Origin of the sequence: Mariprofundus sp. EBB-1 (genome assembly GCF_003665155.1) — a bacterium.
Classification (GTDB): Bacteria; Pseudomonadota; Zetaproteobacteria; order Mariprofundales; family Mariprofundaceae; genus Mariprofundus.
The window spans coordinates 1-26,471 of sequence record NZ_RCFQ01000030.1 but is presented as its reverse complement, the minus strand read 5'-3'; the positions used below and the strand labels follow the sequence as shown (position 1 = coordinate 26,471).

Sequence of the window (26,471 nt, the reverse complement as noted above, 5' to 3'; positions counted from 1 at the left end):
TATAACTGAGTTTTGTACGCCGCTATAACTAAAGACAGAACCACAAGCGAGCCAGAAGGTGAATGGCGAAGCCAGAGAAGTTCCCTTGGGGACGAATTCCACGCATGGAAACGAATAAGGCAATAACCAAAGATTATTGTCGTGTTTGTCGTGAAACAGCGGCTAATATTTTCTTTATTGTGTGGTTTTAACGCTTCCATGCCGCTATAAGGTAGTTTTTACAGTCGTTTGCCCATTCACAGGTGTTGCAAGTTTCTTTACAACTATCGCGTACATTTGTTCGGAAACAGGGAGTCTCTCCTTCCAGAAGCTGAATCTTTCGGACTAGAGAGGTTTTTGTTGTAAGCGTTGTGATAAGTATGCCATTTTTGATGGCACGTACATTAAGTTCACGTGTGATTTTTTCACTCATGTTGGGCCTGTAGATCCATGGCATGTCTCACTAAGAGTTCAGACTACTCGCTTATGTAAGAGAATATAGCAGTTTTTTTTATCAATGGGGAGATGAATAGTAGGTGATTCATCTATGCCGGGCAGATTAATCACCCCAATCTTCAATCATGTAGTCATAACCCTGTTCGGCCAGAAAGCGCTGGCGGTTACTGGCGAATTTTAGTTCGTCGCTGTGATCGGAAACCAGCGTGTAAAAATAAGCTGGCCCTCCTTTTGGACGAAGGATGCGACCGAGTCGTTGCGCCTCTTCCTGTCTGGAACCGAAGGCACCTGAGATTTGGATGGCAACGGAGGCATCGGGTAGATCAATGGCGTAATTGGCTACTTTGGAGACCACCAGTAGTCTTAAATCTCCCGCTCTGAAGGCGGCGTACAGGCGTTCACGCTCTTTACTGCTCATGCGGCCGGTAATGACCGGCGCACCGAGATGCTCGGCGATACGGGTGAGCTGTTTGATATACTGGCCGATCACCAGAATACCTTCACCATTATGCTTTTCGATGAGTGCCTCGGCGACGTGATCTTTGACCCTGTTCTCAGCTGCAATGCGATAGGCTTTATGCCTGTCTTCAGCCGTGGCATGGGCAAAATGATCATCTTTGGCCATCGGCACACGAATCTCTATGCAATGGGCTTTGGCAATGTGTCCTGATTGTTCCAGTTCACGCCAGGGTAGATCGTAGCGTTTGGGGCCGATGAGTGAAAACACATCTCGCTCTAGGCCATCTTCACGAATCAGGGTGGCCGTTAACCCCAGTCTGCGCCGGGCTTGAATCTCAGATACCGCCCTGAACACCGGAGCAGGTAGGACATGCACCTCATCAAAAATAATCAGTCCCCATTCGTGTTTGGTGATCAGTGCCATATGCGGCATCTCATCATTCTGTTGGTCGCGGTAGGTGAGCATTTGATAGGTGGCGATGGTGATCGGTTGAATATCTTTTCGCGCGCCGGTGTATTCGCCAATCTGTGTCGCATCCATATCGGTTTTGTCGCACAGTTCTGCATGCCATTGATGGGCTGCGGCGGTATTGGGCGTGATGATCAGCGTGTTCATGCCTATGCGCGCCATGGCAGCCATGCCTACGAGCGTTTTACCTGCTCCGCAAGCCAGTACGATCACTCCATGGCTGCCGGAGGCTACAAAGGAATCCACGGCCTCCTGCTGATAGCTACGCAGTTCAAAAGCGTGATCTTCGGAGAGGGTATGGCTGCGCAGATTAAAATTGAACTGGGCTCCATCATTAAAGCCTGCCTGATCATCAACCGGAAAACCCAGTTTGATCAGTGCGTGTTTGAGTGGGCCTCGTTGCGCTGTGTCGATGAGAAACAGGTCTTCATCAATCTGTTCTCGTATCATAACCGCCAGTTTTTCATCCCGGCTTACCTGTGCCGCAATGAAGGGATCTACGATGCTCAAACGCAACGTGGCTTCATCGTCTTTGGTGAGTATGAGCTGACCATATCGGTTAAAAGTGTGGCGCATCTCTTCGAGTACATTGGGGGGGACGGTGTATTTACTATAATGAAGCAGGGCTGCTTCCGCTTCTTCTAACGTATGGCCGGCAGCAGCTGCATTCCACAGGCTTAAGGGGTTCAGGCGATAGCTATGAATATGTTCCTGAGATTTTTCCAATTCAGCAAAGGGGGAGATGGCATCACGTGCCGCATGAAAACGGGTGTTATGGGTTTCCAATAGCAGCGAGTGATCACCCTGCACAATCATGGGGCGTTCGGGGTTATAGCTCATGCTTGAATTGATCCTAACCTATCCAGCCTTAGCTGACTGATCTCATCATCTTCAAGTTCGCGTAGGCGCAAGATATGTTTGGGTTGTAGTTCGACTGTCGTTTTCTGGAGTTGATATCGCTGTTTAGTTTTTCGTGTCGGTTGAATACGCACTGCACCATAAAAATCGGCATCAATGCGAGCAAAAACCTGCTTGGGAGCACTGCCCAATGTTTTTTGATAGACGATCTCCAGCCATTGACCTTCCCGATCTACATTCACCTGCATCCAGGCGTTCAGTGATGGGGTGCCTATGGTCCACTGCAGTGGGGGAATCAACGTATCCAGCTGAATACCTGCCAGATGACATGCTCTGACAAAAGCATGTGCATCAGCCGATGCATTAAGCAGTACAATTTCGGGCTTATCATCAAACGGTTGGAAGTATTCAAAATCCAGTGTCTGTAGCCTGTGAATGGCAGCGACATCTTTTAAGATCATCACCATGGATGTGGATGCAGCCGATGCGATCGCTTGCTGTTGGTTTGTTTTATCAAAAATATAGATGATAGATTGGGGAAGGGGCGATTGGATGGATTCCAGAGTGGTACGGGCATCAAGAAGAGCTTTTTTGTCGGTAGCCATGCGCTCTATGGCAAGCTTATCCAGTTGCAGGGTAATCATCTGCTCAATGTGGGTGATGTTACAAAAAGAACTCAGTTCTGGTAACAGGTGATGCGCACAATCTGGAGTGAGTTGAATTTCACCGGCATTTGAAATAAAACCGCTTATTCGTGCATTTTCATCGGCTCCATGCCAACCGGGGGCAGGAAAAGAGATGGTTTTTTCATTTAACACGGCTTGAAATTCAGGTAGAAAAAAGATGCTACGGCGGCTCAAATTTAGATGATGTAGGGCTAGACCATGTTGCTGGGTGAACAGTGCCAGCCAGTCAGCCGCAATGACGGCTCCGCTGGCTTGCTCCTGAAGAGATTCGATAAGCTCATCCAGTTTCAACCATGTATTGATCGGTAATGCATTGAGCAGCTGCAGGGCTTGTATTTCATCAGCTTCAGACCAACGATTCCAGCCACGGATTATTTTGAATAGCCCGGTACGTACCAGTTTCTGCCAGTTCGGCCAATGGATATGTTGCGGTACGATAGAGCCGGATCGTTGCTTCAGAAGATCGGTTTTTAACATCAGCGATATGCATGACTCAAGATGATCGGGATTATTCTCATGCAGCAGTGTTGCGATTCTGTTCAGCTCTTTTTTACGTGGTTTACCCGATTGCATCAGACTTAAGGGTAGAAAGTGCAGTGTTGTCCAGACTCGCCAGATATAGTGGTCCATTGACCACGGAGAAGGGATTTCGATCGCACAAGGGTCAGCTGCATACTGCTTATGTAGTGTTTTATTCATCTGTGGTCTGTGCAGTGGAGGCTTGCAGGCAGGAAAAGCAGGTGCTTATTCATGGTGAAGTCGTAAAAAGTCCATTCATGGCCTTTTTAATCTTCGGAAATCGAAAAGTGCGATTTTCATTTTCCTTACAAATCAATTGCTTGATTTGCGCGCCCGTCCATGGGTGCGATGGTGACTCCTACGAAGTCATCAGTCATGAGAACCACTGCTTTTCCTGACATGGAAAACAAGCCAAACGTCATTAGTCGGCAACTACCTCAAAACAGCGTGGGCATAGTTCGTTGTGTATATCGTGTTCAGGCTGGGCGGGTGCCGCAACATTCCAGCAGCGTGGGCATTTGGTGCCATCTGCAGGTTTGATGGAGATGGCATCTCCTGATTCAACCTTGGCGACAATGAATAGCTGTTCCCAGCTTTCTCCAACACTATCGCTAAATGATTGATCAAGTCCCGGTACCGTGATGCTGGCTGCAATAGATGAACCGACCACTTTATCTTTTTTAGCTTCATCGAAAGCAGTGTTGATCTGCTCGCGAATAGCAAAGAATGATTCCCATGCCTTTTCATCAATGCTGATGTCATTTACTGGGTGGAAGGTCTGCAGGTGAATACTCTTCTCATCAGAGCCGGGTAGATGCTCCCATGCTTCTTCTGCAGTGAATGGCAGCACAGGTGCAATCAGACGGATCAGCGTATCGGCCAGATCATAAATCGTGGCACGGGCAGAAGCGCGACGGGTTGAATTTACTGCATCACAGTAGAGGCGGTCTTTGATGATATCGAGATAGAAACCACCCAGATCAACCGAACAGAAATTATGAATTTCCTGATGGATGCGGTGGAACTGATAGTGTTCATTGCAGTCATGCACATAGCGTTCCAGTTGAGCCAGACGATGTGATGCCCACTGATCCAGTGGCTGACGATCTTCGATGGCCACGCTATCGGTGGCTGGATCGAAACCTTGCAGATTACTAAGCAGGAAGCGGATGGTGTTACGGATACGACGATATGCTTCAGCCAGCTGTTTGAGGATCTCATCCGAGATGCGAATATCAGCGGAATAATCCGACGATGCAATCCACAGACGTAGAATATCAGAGCCCATCTGCTGAATGATCTTTTGTGGTGCAATCACATTACCCTTGGATTTGGACATTTTATTGCCGTTTTTATCCACTACAAAACCGTGGGTCAGTACGCCTTTAAATGGTGCAACACCGCGTGTACCCACACTTTCCAACAGTGATGACTGGAACCAACCACGATGCTGATCAGAGCCTTCAAGGTAAAGATCGGCAGGGCTACTCAATTCATCGCGCTGCTCAACAACACAGGCATGGGTGGAGCCTGAATCAAACCAGACATCGAGAATATCGGTCTCTTTTTCAAATTCAGTGCTACCACAATCCGGACACTTGGCACCCTCAGGTAGGAATGCACTCACATCTTTGGCAAACCAGACATCAGCGCCACCCAGCTCAACTTGCTTGGCAATGCCCTCAACAACCTCAGGTGTGGTCACTTTGTGCGATCCACAGGCACAACGGATGGCTGTGATGGGAACACCCCAGTTACGCTGACGCGATACACACCAGTCAGGGCGCTGCTCTACCATGGCACGGATACGGTTCTCACCCCAATCCGGTGTCCATTCAGTTTTCTTGATCTCTTCGAGAGCTTTTTGGCGCAGATCATTTTTATCCATGGAGATAAACCACTGTGGTGTTGCACGGAAAATAAGCGGTTTGTGGCAGCGCCAGCAGTGCGGGTAAGAGTGTTTGATCTGACTTGTTTCGAGCAGAGCGCCGCAGCTCTGTAGATGTTCTACCATGATGGCATTGGCCTGATAGACATGGCGGCCTTCAACTACAGGCGTGCCTTCATAGAATACGCCGGTATCACTGACTGGATTAAATGGTTTTAGCCCGTAACGCATGCCGATTTCGTAATCTTCCTGACCATGGCCGGGAGCGGTATGAACAGAACCTGTACCGGCCTCCAGTGTTACATGATCACCAACCAGAATCGGTGCATCCTGATCCAGATAAGGATGACGGAAACGACGATTGTCAAAAGCAGATCCATTGATCGTGCTCAGCACGTCACCTTCAGCACCGATCGCTTCCATCACGCCAGCGCGCAGATCTTCAGCCAGAATCAGAATCTCTCCGACCTTCAGGTTGCTGTTTTCACCGGCATTGGTGATTCTAACTGCTGCATATTCAATATTTGGACCAACGGAAACAGCCATATTGGCAGGAATAGTCCATGGTGTAGTGGTCCAGATTACGATAGAGATGTCGCCAGCTAAAGCCGGGTCAATATCTGTCAGGTCTTCACCGGCAGCAAATTTCACATAGATGGAGTGAGAGGTATGATCTTCATATTCCACTTCAGCTTCAGCGAGAGCGGTGGCACATGATACACACCAGTGTACGGGTTTAGCTCCCTTATAGAGGCCACCATTACCAAGGAATTTACCAATTTCACGTACTGTGTTGGCCTCAAAATTGTAGTCCATGGTGACATAAGGGTTGTCCCAATCACCAATCACACCAAGGCGTTTGAACTCTTCGCGCTGAATATCAATCTGCCCTTTGGCATATTCACGACAGGCAGTGCGGAACTCTGAGTCTGTAATATTCTCTTTTTTGATCTTTTTCTTTTTGAATTTTTCTTCAACTTTCAGTTCGATTGGCAGACCGTGGCAATCCCAACCCGGTACATATGGTGCGTTAAAACCGAGCATGGAGCGAGAGCGTACAACGATATCTTTGAGTACCTTATTGACGGCATGGCCGATATGGATGCTGCCATTCGCATATGGAGGGCCATCATGCAGGATGAAGTTCGGTGCATCTTTACGTGCTTCACGAATTTGGCCGTAAAGATCAGCTGCTTCCCACTGCGCCAGTCGTTTAGGCTCATTGGTGGGTAGATTGCCGCGCATCGGGAAATCGGTTTTCGGCAGGAAAACAGTGTTTTTATAATCAAATGTATCAGTCAAAATTAATCCCCATTTAGACGCAGATGGACGCAGATGAGCGCAGAATTAAGATCTGCTCAACACCTTGCGCCGGACTTCAACCCGTTCGCCTGCAAAGTTTATTAATAGACCAACTTCCAGCCCCGTGGCTTTAAGATAGTTGACCAATTGAACTTCATGAGCCGGCAGGATATGCGATATTGCTTTCAATTCCAGTATCACTTTATCTTCTACAATAAGATCGGCAAAATATTCACCTACTACCAGCCCATCATACTTCACTTGCATTGGTGATTGCAGCCTTAATAATTAATTCTGTTAATGCTTTGAATTTGAATTGATCTGCGTTCATCAGTATCAATCTGCGTCCAAAATAGTCCGTGCGGCCTGGCAGTCTTTGGCAATTTGTGTGGCCAGATCAGCATGGCCGGCGTAGGTGCGATCTTCACGAATGCGTTCGACAAAACTGACATTCAGACATTGATCGTAAATATCCGGGTTAACATCTAACAGATGCGTTTCCAGTAGTAAGGTGCGGCCATTGAATGTAGGTCTATAGCCCAGATAAGCCGCACCGTGCCAATGTTGATCATCAATATTGGCGTGTACCGCGTAGATACCAACCGGAGGGTGGGCCAGATCGGCGACATCGATATTGGCTGTGGGAAAGTTCATTTGTCGGCCGCGTTTATCGCCATGCAGTACGGTGCCTGCAATGGCGTAGTCGCGTCCCAATAGTTTGGCTGCCATATCAAAATCGGCGGCTTCTACAGCGGATCGGATACGGGATGAAGACACAACCGCTCCCAGCATTTCAAAAGCAGATGCTTCGGTAACTGTGAAATTCGTTGCGTCACCAAGCAACCGAAGATCATCAATATGACCTTGTCTGTCATGACCGAATGCAAAATCGTAACCAACATGCATATGTTTAAAAGTGAATGTATCATGTAATTTTCGTGAAAATTTGTCAGCTGACCAGCCAGCCAGTTCATGCGTAAACTCAAGTAGCAGCACGGCATCAACACCTGCTTTTTGCAAGTGTTGCATGCGTTCCTGTACATGACAGAGGCGACGAGGAGCCTCTTCAGGAAACAGGACGGCGCGTGGGTGTGGTTCAAAAGTGACCACGATGGTGGGGCCTCCAACGGCTTGTGCATGGCCATTTGTTTCAGCCAGTACCTGTTCGTGGCCCATGTGGACGCCGTCAAAGTTACCGACCGTGATTGCGCCGCCTTTGAGTTCGATGATCTCTTTGGCTTCTTGCCATGTATGAATGATTTGCATGCGGCTTAAGCTAGCGTGTCTATGATAAGCCTTCACGCATCAATTGGGATGAGTGCTATATAGATTCTACTATAGATTTGATATTCGGCTTAGTAGAGCTGATGTAAGGGGACTCAAACGTTGAAATTCAGAACGATTTTTTAACCAGTTCAGAAATATTATTCAGGATCCCCAATAATCCTGGAGGTACTTTTCCACGGCACAATAGTGAGGTGTATATGACAAGATCACCGATGGTGGTTTCGTGTGTGATCAGGATGCGACCCTGTTTGAGAATGACACCATTACAGATGGGGTCACCAAAGCCACCACAGATCGCCATACGTCGGGTTGTTTCCATGACCATTGGAGAATACAGCGCAAACTCTTCGCCTTCGGGTGCTTCACCAACCTGAGTGATTAATCGCCCTTCACCATCAATGATGATGATGCATGCCATATTATGTTGCAGTCGGATGTTTTCAAGTTGATTGCTTAAAGAAGAGATGGTGGCCTCCCAAGGCTGAGCCCTTGTAATGGCTTAAGCATAATTTTTCAGGCAGGAAATTCAAGCCATATTGGATTCTGGCGCTGAATGAATTCAAATTATGGTGCGATTGAAGTCGTTTTATATTTTTGTAAATCCGCCGGCGCATACCAGTGCTCGCTATTGTAACCAATGCCGGCTGGGGCTGGTTTGATACCATGAAAGCGTTTGTGCATGACAGGTAGGGAGTAGGGGGCAAACAGGAAGACCATTGGTAGATCATTATAAATTTCCTGTTGCATAATATCGTATTGTCGTTTGCGTTCCTGACGGTCAAAGGTGCGGCGCGCACTGTCCAGCGCCTTATCCACCCTGGCATTGTTATATGAGAGAAAATTAAATTGGCGCGGACCTGTTTGAGATGAGTGCCAGATCGTATATTGATCAGGATCGGGTGAAAGTGACCAACCAAGGATAACAGCATCAAAATTACGGTTGTTAATGAAGTTTTCGATAAATGCAGACCATTCTACCAGCCTGATATGCACGTCAATGCCTATTTTCTTAAGACGATGTTGCATGATGGTGGCGGCGTCTGCGCGCTGCTTATTACCGTTATTCGTTAAAATAGTGAAGGAGAGTGGTCTGCCATTTTTATCCAGAATGCCATCATTATCTGAATCTTTCCAACCAGCTTTGATTAATATTTTTTTTGCTTTATCAGGATCATAAACTCTGGGTTTCAGGTGTTTGTTTACCCAGAATGTGCCGGGTTTGTAAGGGCTGGCAATGGTTTCTCCCAGTCCTAACTGGACACCATCAAGAATTTCCTGCCTGTCGATGGCATAGGCGATAGCTTCACGCACGTGGATATTGTTGAATGGTTCTCTTTTGAGATTAAAGCCTAGATAGGTATAGACGAAATCAAGATATTTATAACGGTTATAATTGTTTTTTAGTACCTCTTTGGTATCAAATAGGCGTGAGTATTGAATGGGGCTTAAACTGACGGAGTCCAGTTTTTCTGCCGTAAGTTCAAGGAACTGGGTAGCTCTATCAGGGATAATGCGGGTAAGTCGCTCGGAAATCCAAACTGGCCCATCGAAATAATCAGGGTTAGCACGCATCAGAATAGACTGTTGCGATTGCCATGATGCTAGCTGATAGGGGCCAATGGTGGCTTTTGGCGTACGTGATAGTTCCGTTTTCATAATATCGACGCCGTCAAAGATATGTTTTGGTAATATGGCAAGTGATGACCATGAAGATAGTGCAGGAGAAAATGGCTCACTATATCGCACAATAAAGGTAAGTGGGTCGGGTGCTTCAAAGCTACTGACCAGTGCATAATCTGATTTATATGCACTTTGCGTATGCTCATCTTGTATTAAGCCAAGGGTGAAGGCGCAGTCTGCTGATGTGAATGCCTTGCCATCGCTCCACCTTAAACCCGAACGCAGATGAAAGGTGATTGTTCTGTTGTCTGCTGCGATATTCCATGATTTGGCCAATTGACCGGTCAGGTTCAGTTCTTTGTCATATTTAAGTAGCGATAAATAGAGTTGGCCGGCAATGGCATGGCTGGATGCATCACCTGCAATCATGGGGATAAGGTTGCTGGCATCACCAATGCTGGCATCGATTAATCTGTCTCCTGTAGCCGGTGTGTTTGAAGCATGCTCGTAATCAGGAGTAGAGCTCTGCGAAGGTTCTGAGCAGCTGGTAATTAAAAAAGCAACGATGACAATGAAGCAGTGAAGAAAATTCAGCTTGGTCGAACCTTGGCGAAAACCCATAAAATATCTCCGGCGCGAATGACATGGTTTAATGAAATTTGGTTGGAACGGGCAATCGCTTTAGGGCTGGTGCCAAATTGATTGGCGATGAGCCAGAGCGAATCACCGTTGCGCACTTTGTAGCGGATGCGATGGCCACCAGATAGGAGAGGGTTATGATCGGCAACGGCTTGGGCTAATCTGTTGGCTGGCACCCTTAACCGTTGACCAATACGCAAATATTTCCCCATGTTTTTATTGAGGCTTTTCAGTCTGCTCACCGAAGTATTGTAGCTACGGGCAATATCCCACAGGTTGTCACCAGTTTTAATGGTATGATTGACATATACTGGACCAGAGAGAGCAATTTTTTCTTGCATGGTTTTAAATATGGATACAGGTACATGAATATCAATGGTGTTATGCAGATACTGGGCCTGATTCAGACTCGGATTAAAACGAAATATTTCATCTTTTGCCATGCCGCTTATTTCTGCCAGGCGTTGAATATCCACAGGGCTTTGTATTGTGATAGGGCGTGTTTCTACAGGTTCTGGGAAATCAAAAGTTTCATCCTGTAGTAAGGCGGCTAAACCGATAACATGTTGAACATATGCTCTTGTACTGCTTGGAATGGGCATGTTTTCAAGACCATCAGCAGTTTCCCATGGAGATTTCTTAAGGCGTTTCTCTACTGCATAAGGACCCAAATTGTAGGCTGCAATGGCAAGTGGCCAGCTATTAAACCGTTCATGCATTTCTTGCAAATAACGAATGGCTGCGGAGGTGGAATCATTAATATTTCGACGGCCATTTTTTTCTTTTTCAGAGCGTATGCCAAGGATTTGTGCTGTGCGAGGCATGATCTGCCATAAACCGAGGGCTCCTGCTGGTGACAATGCATAAGGGTCATAGGTGGATTCTACGGCTGGAAGCACTTGCAGGGAGGTTGGGGCATGTAGTGATTCCAATGTTGTTAAGAGTCTTTTTCGAACATAACGAGAGCGTATCCCAATGGTTTTCCAGCTACGATGGTAGATGCGTTTAGCCTGTGCTTTTGACATTTCAAGGTCTTCAGGGCTAATGCCAACGAGTAAAGGGTTGGAGGCGATGGGTTTTGTAAGCTTTACATTCTCGGTGGATTTAATACTGGTCGTTAACGTCAATGCAGGATTATTTTGTTCGGCTTGTGCGGTCACAGGCTTCTTTTTCTGGACGGCACAGTTTGAGACGAACAGAGCTACGCCAAGCAAACATAAAAGGTGTGCCAAGCCAAAACCAACATTGATGGCAGGATTGCGATGATAGGATCTCATGTGTATGCAGCGAAGATTAGTGAACATTTAAAAGAGATCTTCGTAGTCCTCATCTTCGTATTCTTCATCTTCCTCTTGTGCATCAACCAGGGCATTACCCAGCAGGGTTAGCGCCAGTATTTTACTTTCTTCTTTTTTACGTGCATCGACAGGGATAATCATGGTATCACCAAGATTCAGCAGAGACTTAAGCTCTTCGATGCTTTTAGCACCCGGCAAATCTTGTTTGGTGGCGCCAACGACAACCGGTAAATCAACATGTTTTTGGAAATATTCAAACATTTTGGTCATTTCAACAAGTGAATCATCAGATGTGCTATCGACTAGAAATATGGCTCCAATAGCGCCTTTGGACAAGATGTTCCACATGAAGTTAAAACGCGACTGACCGGGAGTGCCAAATAAGTGCAATTCCAGCGTTTCATCAATTTTAAGTATGCCAAAGTCAAGTCCAACAGTAGTCATGCTTTTGAGCTGAGAAACATGGTCGGTTGCGGACACGTCAGTTGCGGTTACTTGTGAGTCACTGAGGTTTTGAACCATGGTAGTTTTACCGGCATTTACCGGGCCAGTGATGACGAGTTTAACGATCTGTTTAGCGTCTTCCATTATAGCCCTCTGATGCGCATGATGATTTTGCTAAGGAGACCGACTTTTTTGCCTCTTGTCGTTGGTGTCTTCTGTGTTCTGTTGCCATAAACTCTCTGCGTGGCGTTATGGCTCTTCTCGCTCTGTTTGGAGAGTGGGGCAATAAGACCCAATATGTATGTTGCCATCATGACCCTTAATCGTACGATTTCATCGAGTGAATTATCAGCCTGAGAAATATAATGCTGCATGCGGAAAACACCATTGTGTTGAAATTGCATATGCATTTTCATATATGATGCATTGTCCTGAAAAGCGTAACGGTTCATGGGGAAAAGACGAACCATCAGTGGAGGTAATCGCATAGTGAAACTGAGCAGAACAGCGCGTGTTTCAGCATCAAATTTATAACCGGCCAGCGCGGATGAAATCGCTTGTGGAGCAAAAATACGCAATGTGCCGGCAGAACTGAGATCGACATCGTTGATGACAGAGACAGCTCGGGATTTGAAAATATCCCTTAATGCCTGAGCTACTTCGATAGGCGTGCCCACGAATCCGGATCTATCATAATATATACTCTTTGTTTGATTGCTCACGGTATAATCAACACGAGCAGGTTGCTGGCTAATGATCATGCGGCGAAGGAAAACAAGTGTATTCATGTTCTTTCCCCTTTCTTTTTTCGGGAGCTGTGCACTGTATCGATACGCTGCATCATCTCTACCAATTACTGTTTGTCTTGCGCTTCACGTACTACGCGATTTACCAATTCTTCTAATAAAGCGGGCTCTTTGTTTTTAAAGAGGCTAGCCGCTTTTCCCTTTTTATCATGCGCATTGGATTTACTCATGAGTTCAACAATAATTTCAACTTCTTTACGTGCGTGACCCAGTAACATGCCAAGCTTAAGTGAGCGGTTACCCATCAGAGCAAGCAGCATATCATCTCCAGCGTGAATTAGAGCGAAGGTGCAGCCTCTCGATTGTGTAACAACCTGAATACAGCTTTCATCCCCACCTTGAATGGAGAGGGCATCACCAAGCGATAACATGGATGAACACATGGCAGACATTGAATCTGTTTCCAGTTCATTTTCACATGCAAATGCAACAGGTAGCCCATCTACGCTGCATAATAGTGCAGCATCAAGATCAGGCTCTCTTGAAACGAGCTTTTCAAGTTCCTGACGACAGGCATCTATGTATTGGTCAGCCATTTAGTGGTTCCCTAGTAATGTTTCAGACATAAAGTCGACAATACGTTTGATTAAATTTTGTACTCCGCTGGGTATTTTGCGGCATAATATCGATATGTAAATAGACTCACCGCCAATACTGGCTTCGGCCATAATGAGCATGCGTCCTTTTTTTAACACAATCGCGTTGCAGACAGGGTCTCCCAGCTCGCCTGCCTGAGACATTTGCCGTGCTGTTTCGATAAGGGTTGAAGAAAAAGGAGCAAAATCTTCTCCCGGGGCTTCTCCAACATCGGCCATAATCAAGCCCTCATCATTGGCAATGACAATGAAAATAAGATCCATTTCTGCTTGCAGTTGTTCAAGTTTATGTTGAAGTGAAATGGCCTATCCTCCTGTAAATAATGTGAAAAGTAAGAATTTTATGGTGTTGTCGTTTTCTTGTCAACAGCATGCCTATGGGTGTCATGCCTTATCAGGCTTTATATTGTGATGCCTTATACCGATAGCAAATCGATCTGTTCTTATTTTTCTTCAAAGCCTGTTCGGGTGATTTTTTTAGCACGTAAGGCATCATCGTATTCAATTTCTATACTGCGCCAGAGTAGTTTTCCACTCTCTTCATCATCGAACTCTTCATAATAGGTTACACGGTTTGGGTGCAGTGTGCTATTCAGTATGGGGGAACCAAGTATCTGCTCAATGGCAAATTTGGTGTTACCTTCAGTGATCTGGTGGATTTTGTCGCCATCGAGCCTATTGCCTTGATGGATAGGCTCATGGAGACATGCTGAGAGTAATAGGCATGCCGATATTGCAGTGGCTGTAATGAATGTACGTATCATGCGGTCTCCGCAGGGCCTCTATGTCCCTTTTCCAATAAGCTGATGTAATCATGCATACCTTTCTCCAGAGTCCATGCAGGTTTCCATTGCAGTAGTGATTCCGTGTTTGAAAGGTCAGCTTCGGTGTGGTTCTGAAAAAAAGTAAATGGATTGTCGAAATATTCAATGTCCAGTTTCATGTTAAGTGCATCAGAGAGGGTATTCACGATGTCATTGTAAGAACGCGCTTGTCCTGATCCGACATTGCATACACCGGAACGGGGGGCATCAAGGGCAGCAAGGTTGGCGTCAACTACATCACGAATATAGACAAAATCACGTTTCTGTTCGCCGTATTTGAATAGACGTGGTTGTTTTCCTGCTTTCACCTGTTCATATAATTGCAGCATCATCGATGCGGTTTTATTGCCGCTTTTTTCATTTTTATGGGTTTCACCGGGCCCGTACACATTAAAGTAACGTAAACCGATGATGTTGGAAGCGTGACGATCATGCCAGCGGTAGGCTATGCGATCCATGGCCAGCTTGGAGAAGCCGTAAATGTTTTCTGGCTCTTCACCACTACCGACCTTGTTGGGGGCTGGTGAATTACCATATGTGCCTGCCGAAGAGGCGTAGATAACACGTGTTGCCGATGCATGGCTGGCTTCAAGAATGTCGGCAAAAGCATTGGTGTTGAATTCCATCATCAAGCGCTGATCCATGATGGTTGTATCTGTGATGGCTGCTTCATGAAAAATAGCTGAAAAATCACCGTTGGCAATCTCATCAAGCAGGGCAGGGTCATCACAGTCGGTAGCTCGTACCTGGCAATCGACATGAATCAGGTTTCGCCAATCACCAGAAGAAAAATCATCCACAACGAGTACGTCTGTACCCGGGCGTTTACTTAGTGCTGCGGCTATGTTTGATCCAATATAGCCTGCGCCACCTGTTACCAATATGCGTTCACTCATGATAGGTCATCCTTTGCGTTGGCGTTTTCGGTGGATGGTGCAGATGTGCCTTTCCACTGAAGTTGTAATGTATGCAAAGCACGGGCAGTGGCTTTGTTGCAGATGGGGTATCTGACTTTTGCATTTACCCCTTCAATGATTGTATCAGCATCCTGATTTCGTACATCACTGTCGTTAAATCCTGCTTCTGCAAACAGGCGTGAAATCCAGCTTCCCAGTCCGTTCAGCTTGGAAATGCGAACGATGCGTATTAGCTCATCACAGCGTGCTACAGAGACCTGGTTACCCGTGGCCTTGGATAGCGCTTCAGCATTCTCTTCTGAGAAAGTATCTACAGGTTTGCAAAGCAATTTAAAAATAACCCATTCGCTTTCAGATATGAAATTACGATCTTCATGTAGTGGGAAAACACCCGGTAGCGCCTGTACGTTGCTCATATGTTGTTCACCTGCATTGTTTTTCCTGATAATTTGTTGCGGGCATATTACGTTGCCATTCCATCAGCGCAAGTTTATCCGCAGAAACAGCCTGTAAATTATTCGCATATGCGAACACGTTCGCCAACTGTAACATGCTCAAAGAGTGCTGTGATATCGTTGTTTTTCATACGGATGCAACCATGCGAGGCGGGGCTGCCGATCTTTTCCTCTTCATGGGTGCCGTGGATATAGATAAGACGTGACTGTGTATCAACTTTACCACGGCGGTTTTTTCCAGTTTCGCAACCTGAAAGCCAGATGATACGGGTGAGTATCCAGTCGTGATCGGGCTTGTCTGTGATGGGGTCATAGATGCAATATGGCTGGCGGCCTTTAAAGGCGGTAAAGATCGGCATGTTAGCACCTATCATTTCAACAATACGATGTTTTCCCAAGGGTGTTTGCAAGCTGCCATCGCAATTTCCTGCACCGCGACTGGCAGTCGAAATGGGATATGCATAGCACACGCCTGTTTTTCGATGGTGGTAGAGCATCTGCTTGTTGATGGAGATAATAATCACGGCCTGACTATAAACAATTGAGCCTGAACAACAACATTCACTCACGTGATGGATCCATTGTTTCTCAAATGTATGAAAAATATTTACTGCATAGTTGCGCCCAGAGCGATCTGGTCACTCGCATTTTGATCCACGCAGGGGCGGAGTCAGGCAAAGAAAAGGCAAGAATTGTTGCCATCTGCATATCCTTACTTGCGACAAGGTGACAAGGCTTGTGCAACAGAAAAATGTTGGATCATCATAATGACGCAGAGAATATTTTATTGCGGTTGTTCTGATTCAAGCGAGGGGTCTTGAAACCGTGTTTTGGTGGCCCTATAAAAGGGCAGTCGGATACCATACAGATGAATGCTTGGAGGAATCAGAGTGATAGGCAGAAAGAAGAAAGAGGCTGAAGTTAAAACCGAAGTGGAAGACGGCGTAGTGGATGAGCCGATCAACTTAGATGAGGCCCTAGAATTGGATGAAAATGGTGATGAGGTCACCGCAGCCCCTGAAGTAGACCCTTTGCAGGAGGCTCAGGCTGAAGTAGCTGGTTTAAATGATAAATTGCTGCGCATGCAGGCTGAGATGGATAATTTACGTAAGCGTACACAACGGGAAGTGGCAGATGCGCACAAGTTTGGTGTTGAAAAGTTTGCTACATCATTATTGGATGTTGTTGACAACCTTGAGCGCGCTCTGGAAGCAGAAAGTGGCAATGAAGAAGCTGTTCGTGAAGGCGTGCAACTCACACTCAATAGCTGGCACGACATGATGAAACGTTTTGAAGTGGTTCGTATTGATGCGGTAGGAAAGACTTTTGACCCGCATTTCCATGAGGCGTTAACCAAGATGCCTAGCGAAGAAGCGGATGGCACAGTGATCGCACAACATGTTGCCGGCTATACGCTGCATGGTCGTTTGATTCGTCCTGCCAAGGTACTGGTCTCCAGCGGTCCAGCATAATCATATCAATGGTGGGATAGGGGTTGAATTCAATATCATGCCTCCCCATAAAGTGATACATAAGATATTTGAATAAAAAATTGTTTAACGTGAAATCAGGAGAAAAGAAACATGGCTAAAGTAATAGGAATTGATCTCGGAACCACGAACTCGTGTGTAGCGGTGATGGAAGGCGACAAAGCAAAAGTGATTCCCAACTCTGAAGGCGATAATACCACACCTTCAATCGTGGCATTTACTGGGGATGAACGTCTGGTTGGAGCATCTGCCAAGCGTCAGATGGTTACCAATCCAGACAGCACATTTTATGCAGTAAAACGACTGATCGGCCGTAAGTTTGATTCGCCTGAAACCAAACACCATCATGAATTGGTTTCATATCCAATCGTTGCAGCCGATAACGGTGATGCATGGATCGAAGTTGATGGCAAAAAAATGAGCCCGCAGGAAGTTTCTGCTATTACCTTGCAGAAAATGAAGAAGACCGCTGAAGATTATCTTGGTGAAGAAGTTAAAGATGCGGTGATTACTGTACCTGCATATTTTAATGACTCACAGCGTCAGGCAACCAAAGATGCCGGTGCCATTGCTGGCCTGAATGTACTGCGTATTGTCAACGAGCCGACTGCTGCGGCACTTGCGTATGGTTTGGATAAGACTGAAGAGAATCACCTGATCGCAGTATATGATCTGGGTGGCGGTACATTTGATATCTCTATCCTGGAAATCGGTGATGGCGTATTTGAAGTAAAAGCGACCAATGGTGATACCTTCCTTGGTGGTGAAGATTTCGATCAGGTGCTGATTAAATATCTGGCTGAAGAGTTCAAGAAAGAGCACGGTGTTGATCTGATGGCAGACAAACTTGCTCTGCAGCGTTTGAAAGAAGCTGCTGAAAAAGCCAAAATTGAATTGTCTTCATCGCAGCAGACTGAAGTAAACCTGCCATTCATCACAGCCGATGCCTCAGGTCCTAAACATCTGTTGATCAAGCTTACCCGCGCTAAATTCGAAAGCCTGGTTGGTGATCTGGTAGAAGCTTCTTTGAAACCTTGTGCACAGGCATTGAAAGATGCGGGTGTGAAAGCCTCTGATATTCATGAGGTGGTATTGGTTGGTGGTCAGACACGTATGCCGTTGGTACAGGAAAAAGTGCAGGGTTTCTTTGGTTCTGAACCACATAAAGGTGTGAATCCTGATGAAGTTGTTGCGATTGGTGCAGCCATTCAGGGCGCAGTATTGACTGGTGATGTGACTGACGTATTGCTACTTGATGTAACCCCACTCTCGCTTGGTATTGAAGTGGAAGGTGGTCTGTTTAATAAGATCATCGAAAAGAACACCACCATCCCAACCAAGAAGAGCCAGACTTACACCACTGCTGCTGACAACCAGACTGCTGTAACGATTAAGGTTGCACAGGGTGAACGTGATCTGTTCTCAGCCAATAAAGAGATGGGACTGTTTAACCTCGAAGGTATTGCACCTGCAGCGCGCGGCATGCCACAGATTGAAGTGACCTTTGATATCGATGCCAACGGTATTATCCATGTACATGCCAAAGATAAAGGTACGGGTAAAGAGACATCAATCCGCATCGAGTCCGGTTCCGGTCTGTCTGAAGATGAGATTGAACGCATGAAGAAAGATGCAGAAGCCAATGCGGATTCTGATAAGCAGCTGAAAGAGCAGATTGAAGCGAAGAATCGCGCTGATGCATTGGTATATTCCACTGAAAAATCATTGAAAGAACATGGTGATAAGGTTGACGAAGAGACACGCAAAGGCATCGAAGATGCACTTGCTGAACTCAAGACAGCTATTGAAGGTGGTGATGCTGAGGCAATCGCGGCAGCTGAAACCAAGTTGGCTGAAAAATCACAGAAGCTTGGCGAAGTGATCTATCAGGATATGCAGAAGGAACAGGCTGGTGCTGAAGGCGCTGCTGATATGGGTGGCGCGGCTGATGATTCAGCAAATGCGAACAACGCAGCCCAGGATGCAGAAATCGTTGATGCTGAAGTTGTGGATGACAGCAACAAGAAGTAAATGCTACAAGTAAAGGTGTGAGAGGAGCGGGGGGCTTAGGCTCACCGCTCCTTTTCACGTTTTAAAAGATAGAAGCTCTGAACCGCGAAGGCACAAAGACACAAAGTTGAAACGAATCATTGGGTTTCCTTAGTGTCTTCGTGTCTTTGTGGTAAAAATGGCTAAACAGAACAAGCAGGGAGTGACAGTGTCCAAACGCGATTATTATGAAGTACTAGGTGTAGGCAAAGATGCTGATGCCAATGATATCAAGCGGGCTTACCGTAAGTTGGCGATGAAGTATCACCCGGATCGGAACCCGGATGATACTGCGGCTGCGGATAATTTTCGTGAAGTAACCGAAGCGTATGAAGTGCTGACTGATGACACTAAACGTGCGCGTTATGATCAGTATGGCCATGCAGGTGTAGATGATCAGATGCAGGATTTCTGGGGCCGTGGTGGTGCACAGGATTCACATGCGTTCCGTGATTTTGGTGACATGTTCGGTGATGTGTTTGGTGATATGTTCGGTGGCGGTGGCCGCCGTGCCGCACGTGGTGCCGATTTGCGTTATAACTTGTCGATGACGCTGGAAGAAGCGGCCAGTGGGCGTGAAGTCGAATTAAAGATCCCAAGGCATGAGTCATGTGGTACATGTCGCGGCTCCGGTGCAAAACCCGGTACAAATCCAGTGCCATGTAGTACTTGTGGTGGCCATGGTCAGGTACAGATGCAGCAGGGTTTCTTTGCTGTGCGTCGTCCTTGTCCAACCTGTCAGGGTGCAGGTACACGCATTGATTCTCCATGCACAGATTGTAGTGGAGCAGGGCGTAAGAAAGTAACGAAAAACCTTAAGATTAAAGTACCAGCAGGTGTCTATGAGGGTGCGCAGGTGCGCGTAACAGGTGAAGGTGAAGCGGGCCCGCATGGCAGTCAAACTGGCGATCTGTATGTCGTGATTAACTTAAAAGAGCATAAGATCTTTGAACGTGAAGGTGCTGATTTGCACTGTACCATGCCAGTAACATTCCCTCAGGCTACGCTTGGTGCAGAAGTCGATGCGCCTACACTGGATGGGAAAGTGAAGATCAAGATTCCGGCCGGTACAGAAGGCGGACGCGTGTTCCGTTTGCGTGGTCATGGTGTGCTGGATGTACGCGCAGGCAGTCAAAAGGGTGATCTGTATGTGCGTATCCAAATTGCCGTACCGAAGAAAATGAGTGCGCGTCAGAAAGATCTATTGCGTGAATTTGCCAACGAAACCGGTGATGATGTCTATCCTGAACGTTCCTCGTTTCTGGGCAAAGTGAAAGATGTATGGGAAGATCTCTCCAAAGAGGTGAAGTGATGAGCAATACGGGCGACAAAGTACGGGTTATTATCGTAGGAGCATCAGGCCGCATGGGCCGAATGTTGGTGCGTGCCGTTACAGAAAGCCCATCCACTGTGCTGGTTGCTGCCACCGAGCGTACCGGATCTGAATTCATGGCGCGAGATGCTGGTGAACTTGCAGGGGTGGAGACACTTGGTGTTAGATTGGTTGATAATATCGAAAGCTGTGCTGAGGCCGATGTTATTATCGATTTCACGGCCCCTGCAGCCACATTGACTCACGCCCGTTATGCCGCCAATCATGATGTTGCTATGGTGATTGGTACTACAGGTTTCACTCCAGAGCAGATGCAGCAGTTACAGGATACGTTATCAAATTCATCGGTTGTGATGGCAGCTAACTATTCCGTTGGTGTGAACTTGGCCCTGAATCTGATTGAGAAAGCAGCCCAGGTATTGGGCAACGATTATGATGCCGAAATTTATGAAGCGCATCATAAACACAAAGTGGATGCGCCGAGTGGCACAGCTTTGGCGATGGGTAAATCGCTGGCCGCTGGCCGTGGTGTGAATCTCGATGATGTGGCCGTATTATCACGTGAAGGTATCACCGGTGCGCGTAAACCCGGCACGATAGGTTTTTCAGTGGTGCGCGGTGGTAATATTGTTGGTGAACATCAAGCCATGTTTATTGCTGATGAAGAACGCATTGAGATCAACCACAATGCCTCTGATCGTATGGTTTTTGCGCGCGGTGCCGTGCGTGCAGCGGGCTGGCTTTCAGATCAATCCAACGGCTGGTTCGATATGCAGGATGTGCTCGGTCTGAATTAATTTGAATTAGTAGCATTGATACGATCCGGAGATTACTATGCCGGTCGCAATTACGCTCCCATCGTCTAGCGGTTAGGACGCTGCCCTCTCACGGCGGAAACAGGGGTTCGATTCCCCTTGGGAGTACCATTTGACCCCAGTTATGCATGCATAACTGGGGTTTATTTTTTTAAAGTATCACCTTGAAGAATCGATCCGTGTGCGCAACATATCTTTCTTTTCTCAACATCTTCCAAAAGAACTACTGTTTATAATCCAATCACCCGACATCGCTGCGAACTGCGGCGAGCATCTCAGTGAACTTGAACATTTTCAGCATAAACATTCTGTAGTCCCAGGTGGTGAATACAGTACAGGCATTTGATTGTTTGTATAATCGTTTCCATATAGTAATAGCACTCATTGACAATGGTTCCAATAGTCGTGAATCTAGAAAACAATAAAGTCTTTGGGTGCGCCGCGTTCGAGTGTTTTTTTCAAAGATTGATAACAATGACTTTTAGACAATGAATTGACCAGTTTGATATGCGAAAGAATGTTTTTGCGTAGTTAAAGAAGTATAGCGATATGACTTTTATCCACGCTAGAAAGACGGGAGATTTGATGCTGAAGTACATTGTTGGTTTATGCTGTTTTATGGTGCTTCCCTTGAGTGCGCATGCTGAGGATCTGATGGGGCTCTACAAGGCAGCGCTGGATGCTGATCCTGCACTGCGCTCTGCCGAGTATGAAGGCAAGGTAAGCGAGGAACTGCACAGGCAATCGCTGGCTAACTTTCTTCCCAATGCTTCCGCTCAATTCCAGACCCAGACCACCAAACAGAAAATATTGCGTTCAGATAATGCCGTGTTCGGTCAGGGCTCGACCCGATACCCAACCACCAACTGGACAGCCTCGTTGACGCAGCCTCTTTTTCATCTGGATGCATGGTATGCCTACAGCAAAACTGAACTGGGTGAGATACGCTCAAGCCTTGAACTCTCGGCTGCGCGTCAGGATCTGATGGTGCGTCTGGTTGAGGCCTATCTGGTAGCACTTGAATCGGAAGAGAATTATACGCTTGCCGTTGCCGAGCGCACGACGCTTGCATCGGAGCTGAATATAGCCACGGTGAAATATGCCAGTGGCCTGTTATCGGTATCGGATCTGCGCGATGTGGAGGCCAGGTCAGCAGAAGTCACCGCGCAGGTGATTTCATCGCAGGCAGCAGTGCAGGATGCACTGGAAGTGCTCAGGGGCATGGTCGGTATATCGATCAAGTCGATGCACCCATTGAGTAAGGATGCAGTGCTACCGGCACTTACCCCGATGTCAGTGGATGAACGGGTGAGCAGTGCTGTTGAGAATAACTATACGGTCCAGTCCAAAGCGGTGGCGGTTACGATTGCCGAGAAAGAATCGGACAAGCAGTTTGCGCAGCACTATCCGACCGTAGACCTGATTGCCCGCTACAATCGCCAAGATACCAAAGGCTCGCTGTTTGGCGGCGGTAGCAAGGTGGATACGTCGGAAGTGTTGTTGCAGGTGGATCTGCCGCTTTATGAGGGCGGTCGCACCGCATCTTTGACGCGAGAATCGCTGTACAGAGTTGAACAAGCCAGACAAGAACTTGAAGCGGCACATCGTTCCGTGGAACGGGATATTCGTGCCGGTTATATCCAACTGCTAAGCAGCTCAGAGAAAATTGATGCGTTGAGGAAATCACTGGAAGCCAAGCGCAGCCTGTATGAACTCAAGCGGGAAGGGCATCGCGCCGGTGTTAGTTCGATGCTGGAGAAACTGGAAGCGCAGCGTGACTTTTATATTGCCGAGCGAGATTTAGTGGCCTCGCGTTATGATCACCTGCTGAATTACGTCAAGATCCGTCAGGCTGCTGGTAGTCTTGACGGTCAAGATCTGAAACAGATCAATAGCTTACTTGCCGGAGAAAGCATGGCGGCGAGCACCTATGAGAAGCCTGATGCTGTTATTGTTTCTCCCTTGCGTGTTGCGGCCAATAATACATCGGCAGAAGCACCAGCCGAACTGGTGGTAGTTCAGACTCCGTCAACTGCGACAGTGCCGAGCGCTCCTGTAGTGATGGACGAAAAGGGTGTAGCCGTTGAAACCCCTGCGTCAGCCGATAAACCAGCATTGACCGGTGAGGATGCTTTGGCAGCACTTGAGCAATGGCGTCAGGCGTGGTCCAAGCAGGATTTGCAGCACTATTTTGATAGTTATGCCCCGAACTTCAAACCGAACGCCGGTTCGCTTGCCGACTGGAAAGCAGATAGACGCCGCAAGATTGATGGTAAAAATATGATCAGGGTGAATCTGGGTGATGTTAAGCTTGAAACGATCGAGGCCGGTAAAACCGCCAAGGTGATCTTTCGTCAATATTATCTGTCCGATACCTATACCGACGAGAGCATGAAGCAGGTTACCTTTGAGTTGCATGGTAATCGCTGGTTAATTGTTCGTGAGATTAATATCTGATGTTTAACGCTTCCGTATTCAGCCGTATGGCCAAGTCCATTGTGTATCATGCCAGACCGCCTGCACGCAAAGGTAAGCTCAAACAACGCCATGCCCGACTGGATTTCGAAGCACTTGAACCGCGCATGTTGTTTGCGGCAGATCCTGCTTTAACGGGGATAAGCCAGAGCACGATTGATCCGGCTTTGTTACAGATGCCAGAGCAGTTGCTGCTTGATCAGGCCACGATTGAACAACTGACCGGAGCAGCACAGCAACAGGTGCCGGCTGATCCTGCGCCGGCTTCCACAGCGGACGCTACACCAGCAGTAGATCCTTACCTCTTTGCCGGTGCCGATGCGGCACTGTTAATGGCATCGGTTGCACCACCACAGATTGCTACGGCACATGAAATTGTTTTTGTGGATGCGCAGGTCACCGATTACCAGACGCTGCTCGATCAGTTGAATCTACCCAAGGCAGTGCAGCACAGTGCTGCCAATACTGCCGTTAGCACCGATGCGGCCAGTGCCGCGCATAAGCAGGCAACACCAGCATTTGCAACATCTGCCACAGCAGATACAGCACAGGCTGCCGCCACGGTTGAACAGCCAGCTTTTGAAGCGATAAAAAATGCAGCGCCATCGCGTGATGTTGAAGTGTTTATTCTTGATTCCACGCGTAGCGGCATTGACCAGATTACTGAAATATTGGCCATGCATCAGGGCGTGGCTGCCGTGCATATTCTTTCACACGGTAGCAGCGGTCAGTTAAGACTTGGCAACAGCCAGCTCGATAGCAAGAAACTTGAGAAATTTGCCGCCCAGATCAAAGGCTGGGGGCAGTCGCTCAAATCCGATGGCGATATTCTGCTCTACGGCTGCGAAGTGGCAGCCGGCACTACCGGCATGCAGTTTGTTAATTCACTGGCGCAGCTGACCGGCGCCGATGTGGCCGCCTCCACCGATTTGACCGGTGCCGCCGCCCTTGGTGGCGACTGGAACCTGGAATTCAACACCGGCCAGATTGAAAGTGCGCAGATGTTCAATGCTGCCGGTTCCGCCGGATATCGGGGGGTGCTTGCAGGGGCGACTCCCGTGATAGCCGGAACAACTTTAACGTTTACCGGTTCAGCTGTTGCCGATGTGTTGCAACTGCAGGTAACCACCCCGGGGGTGCTTGAATACAAATGGGATGGCGCAGCCACATTTACTGCGTTGGCCGGATTTGTACTGGATACTACGGCTAATATCAATGTTAACCTGATGGGCGGGAACGATTCACTATCCTTTGTGGATACCGCCATCGCTGGGGTGGATATTAATGCTTTTTCCATGGTGGTTTCAGGTGGCTCTGGCACTGATGCAGTGAGCATCAGTGAAAACTTGAATCTGATTGGTGCTTTCAGTGTTGATGCAGAATCAATTATTCTGAACGCTGGTTTTGTCATTAATACAGCTGGAAATGTGGCGCTGACTGCGCTTGCTCAGGATGAAATACAGGTCACTGCCGCCGCTCAGCTTACCGCAAAAAATGCATCTATACAGGTGCTTGGCGATATCATGGCATCGACCGCTAATGTCACCCTGACATCGACTGTATTACGTAATGTGTCGATAAGTGATGTGAATCCTGTATCACTGGTCTCTTCATCAAGCGCTAATGCCACTATCAGTGGCAATGTGGTGACTAGCGGAATTTTATCTGTTTCGGCTATAACTCAGGGTAATGTGACGGCTACAGCGGCTGGCCTGCTGGGGGTGTCTGCGACGAATCAGTTTAGTGAAGATGCGTCGGCACATATCTTGAATAGTGGTAATGTCAATGTAGGAACGCTTCAATTGAGCGCTCTGAGCGCTACACATTACACTGCCACGTCAGTATTTGCCTCCAACAATATTTCGGGACTTACCAGTGCTTATATTGCAGGTAGTACGATAACTGCGGGTGCCGGTGGTATCGCGATTATGGCTAGTGATGCTTCGTTACTGTTTGCCGAGTCCCCGCTGAAAATCACGGATATCGGTGGCATGACGCTACCGTATAGTTTTTCAGCTGCTGTAGCGAAAAACCTACTGGATAAAAATACTGAAGTTTATGTTTTCAGTTCCGTGGTAGCTGCAAGTGGAGCAATCTCGTTGGATGCATTGAAAAGAATTTCGGTCAATTCAGTTGTCAGAGCATCTACATTCAGCTCCAGTGTATTATCAACATCAGCACTTAGTTTTTCCGGTTCATACTCATCGAATGACATTCGCGGTGATGTGAATGCTTATATTGATGGTAGCTCTGTATCTGTGACCGGGGTAGGCACGCTTCAGATTCTCGCAGATGATACCTCCGTGGTGGAGGCTATTGCAGAGAGTAGCGCAAAGGCGGGTGCTGGAAGTGGGCTTGCGAGTGGTGCAGTGACATCATCAGGTGTTGTCATCGGAGTGAATTCACTTGGCTGGAGTCCTACGGCATTGGATAATGTCGATGCACTGATTGGTGGCGATGCCGCGTTTGGTCTGAATAGTGGCGCTGATATTCGTGCTTATATCATGGATTCAGAAATTTTGACCACTGGCGCGCTATCTGTCCTGGCAAGTACGAGTGCAAAGCTCAATACTGCGGTAGGTAATGCGATTGTTTCGTCAGCTCGCGGTAAATTGTTTGGAGCCAGTGGTTCTGCTTCAGGCGGTATTGTTAGTCTGAACAAGGTGAGTAGCCAGACCGATGCGTATATTGGTTTCAGGGCAGGGTATCTCGGAGTTAGAGCCATTAGTGCTGGTGCTGGTCTCACGGTATCAGCAAACGATAGTGCATCAATGACTGCAACGACGTCACTGGCAACTGCGGCGATT

Annotated in this window: 22 protein-coding genes and 1 tRNA gene; 7 read left to right on the top strand and 16 right to left on the bottom strand. The window is 47.3% G+C overall.

Annotated features, from left to right (window positions below; all coding sequences use genetic code 11):
* Positions 1–538: 538 nt before the first annotated feature.
* The 16 genes from D8Y20_RS11150 to D8Y20_RS11075 all read right to left on the bottom strand — a co-directional run bounded on the left by D8Y20_RS11150 (position 539) and on the right by D8Y20_RS11075 (position 16,026).
* Positions 539–2,203 carry a DNA repair helicase XPB gene (locus tag D8Y20_RS11150; RefSeq protein ID WP_121543752.1) on the bottom strand — a complete coding sequence of 555 codons (1,665 nt, stop codon included), beginning with the start codon at positions 2,201–2,203 and terminating at the stop codon, positions 539–541.
* Positions 2,200–3,606: a hypothetical protein gene (locus tag D8Y20_RS11145; RefSeq protein WP_121543750.1), complete on the bottom strand. Its 1,407-nt coding sequence runs from the start codon at positions 3,604–3,606 to the stop codon at positions 2,200–2,202. Before D8Y20_RS11145 ends, D8Y20_RS11150 begins: the two co-directional genes overlap by 4 nt.
* A gap of 241 nt (positions 3,607–3,847) precedes the next feature.
* A complete protein-coding gene (gene ileS, locus D8Y20_RS11140) occupies positions 3,848–6,559 on the bottom strand; it encodes an isoleucine--tRNA ligase (RefSeq protein ID WP_370050719.1) in 2,712 nt (903 codons plus the stop codon).
* Between the two features lie 102 nt (positions 6,560–6,661).
* Positions 6,662–6,883, bottom strand: coding sequence for a GxxExxY protein (locus D8Y20_RS11135; protein ID WP_121543746.1), 222 nt, complete (start codon positions 6,881–6,883; stop codon positions 6,662–6,664).
* Positions 6,884–6,952: 69 nt separating this feature from the next.
* Complete coding sequence (locus D8Y20_RS11130) at positions 6,953–7,882, bottom strand: bifunctional riboflavin kinase/FAD synthetase (protein WP_121543744.1); 930 nt, start codon at positions 7,880–7,882, stop codon at positions 6,953–6,955.
* A gap of 127 nt (positions 7,883–8,009) precedes the next feature.
* Positions 8,010–8,321 carry a hypothetical protein gene (locus tag D8Y20_RS11125; protein ID WP_121543742.1) on the bottom strand — a complete coding sequence of 104 codons (312 nt, stop codon included), beginning with the start codon at positions 8,319–8,321 and terminating at the stop codon, positions 8,010–8,012.
* Between the two features lie 146 nt (positions 8,322–8,467).
* A complete protein-coding gene (locus tag D8Y20_RS11120) occupies positions 8,468–10,144 on the bottom strand; it encodes a peptide-binding protein (RefSeq protein WP_121543740.1) in 1,677 nt (558 codons plus the stop codon).
* Positions 10,114–11,439, bottom strand: a complete 1,326-nt coding sequence (locus tag D8Y20_RS11115; RefSeq protein ID WP_121543738.1) for a LysM peptidoglycan-binding domain-containing protein — start codon at positions 11,437–11,439, stop codon at positions 10,114–10,116. The genes D8Y20_RS11120 and D8Y20_RS11115 overlap by 31 nt, the downstream gene beginning before the upstream one ends.
* 27 nt (positions 11,440–11,466) lie before the next feature.
* Positions 11,467–12,048 carry an ATP/GTP-binding protein gene (locus tag D8Y20_RS11110; protein WP_121543736.1) on the bottom strand — a complete coding sequence of 194 codons (582 nt, stop codon included), beginning with the start codon at positions 12,046–12,048 and terminating at the stop codon, positions 11,467–11,469.
* Entirely contained in the window at positions 12,048–12,692 is a 645-nt protein-coding gene (locus D8Y20_RS11105; RefSeq protein WP_121543734.1) for a hypothetical protein, read from the bottom strand. The genes D8Y20_RS11110 and D8Y20_RS11105 overlap by 1 nt, the downstream gene beginning before the upstream one ends.
* Positions 12,693–12,757: 65 nt before the next feature.
* Entirely contained in the window at positions 12,758–13,246 is a 489-nt protein-coding gene (locus D8Y20_RS11100; RefSeq protein ID WP_121543732.1) for a roadblock/LC7 domain-containing protein, read from the bottom strand.
* Positions 13,247–13,570, bottom strand: a complete 324-nt coding sequence (locus D8Y20_RS11095) for a hypothetical protein (RefSeq protein WP_121543730.1) — start codon at positions 13,568–13,570, stop codon at positions 13,247–13,249.
* 179 nt (positions 13,571–13,749) lie between these two features.
* Entirely contained in the window at positions 13,750–14,070 is a 321-nt protein-coding gene (bamE, locus tag D8Y20_RS11090) for an outer membrane protein assembly factor BamE (protein WP_121543728.1), read from the bottom strand.
* Positions 14,067–15,026 (bottom strand): ADP-glyceromanno-heptose 6-epimerase, encoded by a 960-nt coding sequence (gene rfaD, locus D8Y20_RS11085; protein WP_121543726.1) that lies wholly within the window; start codon positions 15,024–15,026, stop codon positions 14,067–14,069. The genes bamE and rfaD overlap by 4 nt, the downstream gene beginning before the upstream one ends.
* Positions 15,023–15,463 carry a hypothetical protein gene (locus D8Y20_RS11080; protein ID WP_121543724.1) on the bottom strand — a complete coding sequence of 147 codons (441 nt, stop codon included), beginning with the start codon at positions 15,461–15,463 and terminating at the stop codon, positions 15,023–15,025. Before D8Y20_RS11080 ends, rfaD begins: the two co-directional genes overlap by 4 nt.
* A 98-nt stretch (positions 15,464–15,561) precedes the next feature.
* Positions 15,562–16,026 (bottom strand): L,D-transpeptidase, encoded by a 465-nt coding sequence (locus D8Y20_RS11075; protein WP_121543774.1) that lies wholly within the window; start codon positions 16,024–16,026, stop codon positions 15,562–15,564.
* A gap of 366 nt (positions 16,027–16,392) precedes the next feature.
* Here D8Y20_RS11075 and D8Y20_RS11070 point away from each other — a divergent pair, with 366 nt between their 5' ends.
* The 7 genes from D8Y20_RS11070 to D8Y20_RS11040 form a co-directional block, all read left to right on the top strand.
* Positions 16,393–16,974 (top strand): nucleotide exchange factor GrpE, encoded by a 582-nt coding sequence (locus D8Y20_RS11070; protein WP_236075411.1) that lies wholly within the window; start codon positions 16,393–16,395, stop codon positions 16,972–16,974.
* Positions 16,975–17,085: 111 nt separating this feature from the next.
* Positions 17,086–19,023 (top strand): molecular chaperone DnaK, encoded by a 1,938-nt coding sequence (gene dnaK, locus D8Y20_RS11065; protein ID WP_121543720.1) that lies wholly within the window; start codon positions 17,086–17,088, stop codon positions 19,021–19,023.
* Positions 19,024–19,210: 187 nt separating this feature from the next.
* Entirely contained in the window at positions 19,211–20,353 is a 1,143-nt protein-coding gene (gene dnaJ / locus D8Y20_RS11060) for a molecular chaperone DnaJ (RefSeq protein WP_121543772.1), read from the top strand.
* A complete protein-coding gene (gene dapB / locus D8Y20_RS11055) occupies positions 20,353–21,171 on the top strand; it encodes a 4-hydroxy-tetrahydrodipicolinate reductase (RefSeq protein WP_121543718.1) in 819 nt (272 codons plus the stop codon). The genes dnaJ and dapB overlap by 1 nt, the downstream gene beginning before the upstream one ends.
* 54 nt (positions 21,172–21,225) lie before the next feature.
* Positions 21,226–21,300, top strand: a tRNA-Glu gene (locus tag D8Y20_RS11050).
* 474 nt (positions 21,301–21,774) lie between these two features.
* A complete protein-coding gene (locus tag D8Y20_RS11045; RefSeq protein ID WP_161957627.1) occupies positions 21,775–23,646 on the top strand; it encodes a TolC family outer membrane protein in 1,872 nt (623 codons plus the stop codon).
* Positions 23,646–26,471: DUF4347 domain-containing protein (locus tag D8Y20_RS11040; RefSeq protein WP_121543714.1), on the top strand; the 2,826-nt coding region annotated here is incomplete at its 3' end. The genes D8Y20_RS11045 and D8Y20_RS11040, both read left to right, overlap by 1 nt.

Bases quoted from the DNA above. Each gene is read 5' to 3' on its own strand.
- D8Y20_RS11095 (WP_121543730.1), bottom strand. From the start codon at position 13,570: ATGGATCTTATTTTCATTGTCATTGCCAATGATGAGGGCTTGATTATG.
- D8Y20_RS11115 (WP_121543738.1), bottom strand. From the start codon at position 11,439: ATGAGATCCTATCATCGCAATCCTGCCATCAATGTTGGTTTTGGCTTG.
- rfaD (WP_121543726.1), bottom strand. From the start codon at position 15,026: ATGAGTGAACGCATATTGGTAACAGGTGGCGCAGGCTATATTGGATCA.
- D8Y20_RS11150 (WP_121543752.1), bottom strand. From the start codon at position 2,203: ATGAGCTATAACCCCGAACGCCCCATGATTGTGCAGGGTGATCACTCG.
- D8Y20_RS11135 (WP_121543746.1), bottom strand. From the start codon at position 6,883: ATGCAAGTGAAGTATGATGGGCTGGTAGTAGGTGAATATTTTGCCGAT.
- D8Y20_RS11080 (WP_121543724.1), bottom strand. From the start codon at position 15,463: ATGAGCAACGTACAGGCGCTACCGGGTGTTTTCCCACTACATGAAGAT.
- D8Y20_RS11145 (WP_121543750.1), bottom strand. From the start codon at position 3,606: ATGAATAAAACACTACATAAGCAGTATGCAGCTGACCCTTGTGCGATC.
- D8Y20_RS11125 (WP_121543742.1), bottom strand. From the start codon at position 8,321: ATGGCATGCATCATCATCATTGATGGTGAAGGGCGATTAATCACTCAG.
- D8Y20_RS11120 (WP_121543740.1), bottom strand. From the start codon at position 10,144: ATGGGTTTTCGCCAAGGTTCGACCAAGCTGAATTTTCTTCACTGCTTC.
- D8Y20_RS11045 (WP_161957627.1), top strand. From the start codon at position 21,775: ATGCTGAAGTACATTGTTGGTTTATGCTGTTTTATGGTGCTTCCCTTG.
- ileS (WP_370050719.1), bottom strand. From the start codon at position 6,559: ATGCGCGGCAATCTACCCACCAATGAGCCTAAACGACTGGCGCAGTGG.
- dapB (WP_121543718.1), top strand. From the start codon at position 20,353: ATGAGCAATACGGGCGACAAAGTACGGGTTATTATCGTAGGAGCATCA.
- D8Y20_RS11105 (WP_121543734.1), bottom strand. From the start codon at position 12,692: ATGAATACACTTGTTTTCCTTCGCCGCATGATCATTAGCCAGCAACCT.
- D8Y20_RS11100 (WP_121543732.1), bottom strand. From the start codon at position 13,246: ATGGCTGACCAATACATAGATGCCTGTCGTCAGGAACTTGAAAAGCTC.
- bamE (WP_121543728.1), bottom strand. From the start codon at position 14,070: ATGATACGTACATTCATTACAGCCACTGCAATATCGGCATGCCTATTA.
- dnaK (WP_121543720.1), top strand. From the start codon at position 17,086: ATGGCTAAAGTAATAGGAATTGATCTCGGAACCACGAACTCGTGTGTA.
- D8Y20_RS11110 (WP_121543736.1), bottom strand. From the start codon at position 12,048: ATGGAAGACGCTAAACAGATCGTTAAACTCGTCATCACTGGCCCGGTA.
- D8Y20_RS11130 (WP_121543744.1), bottom strand. From the start codon at position 7,882: ATGCAAATCATTCATACATGGCAAGAAGCCAAAGAGATCATCGAACTC.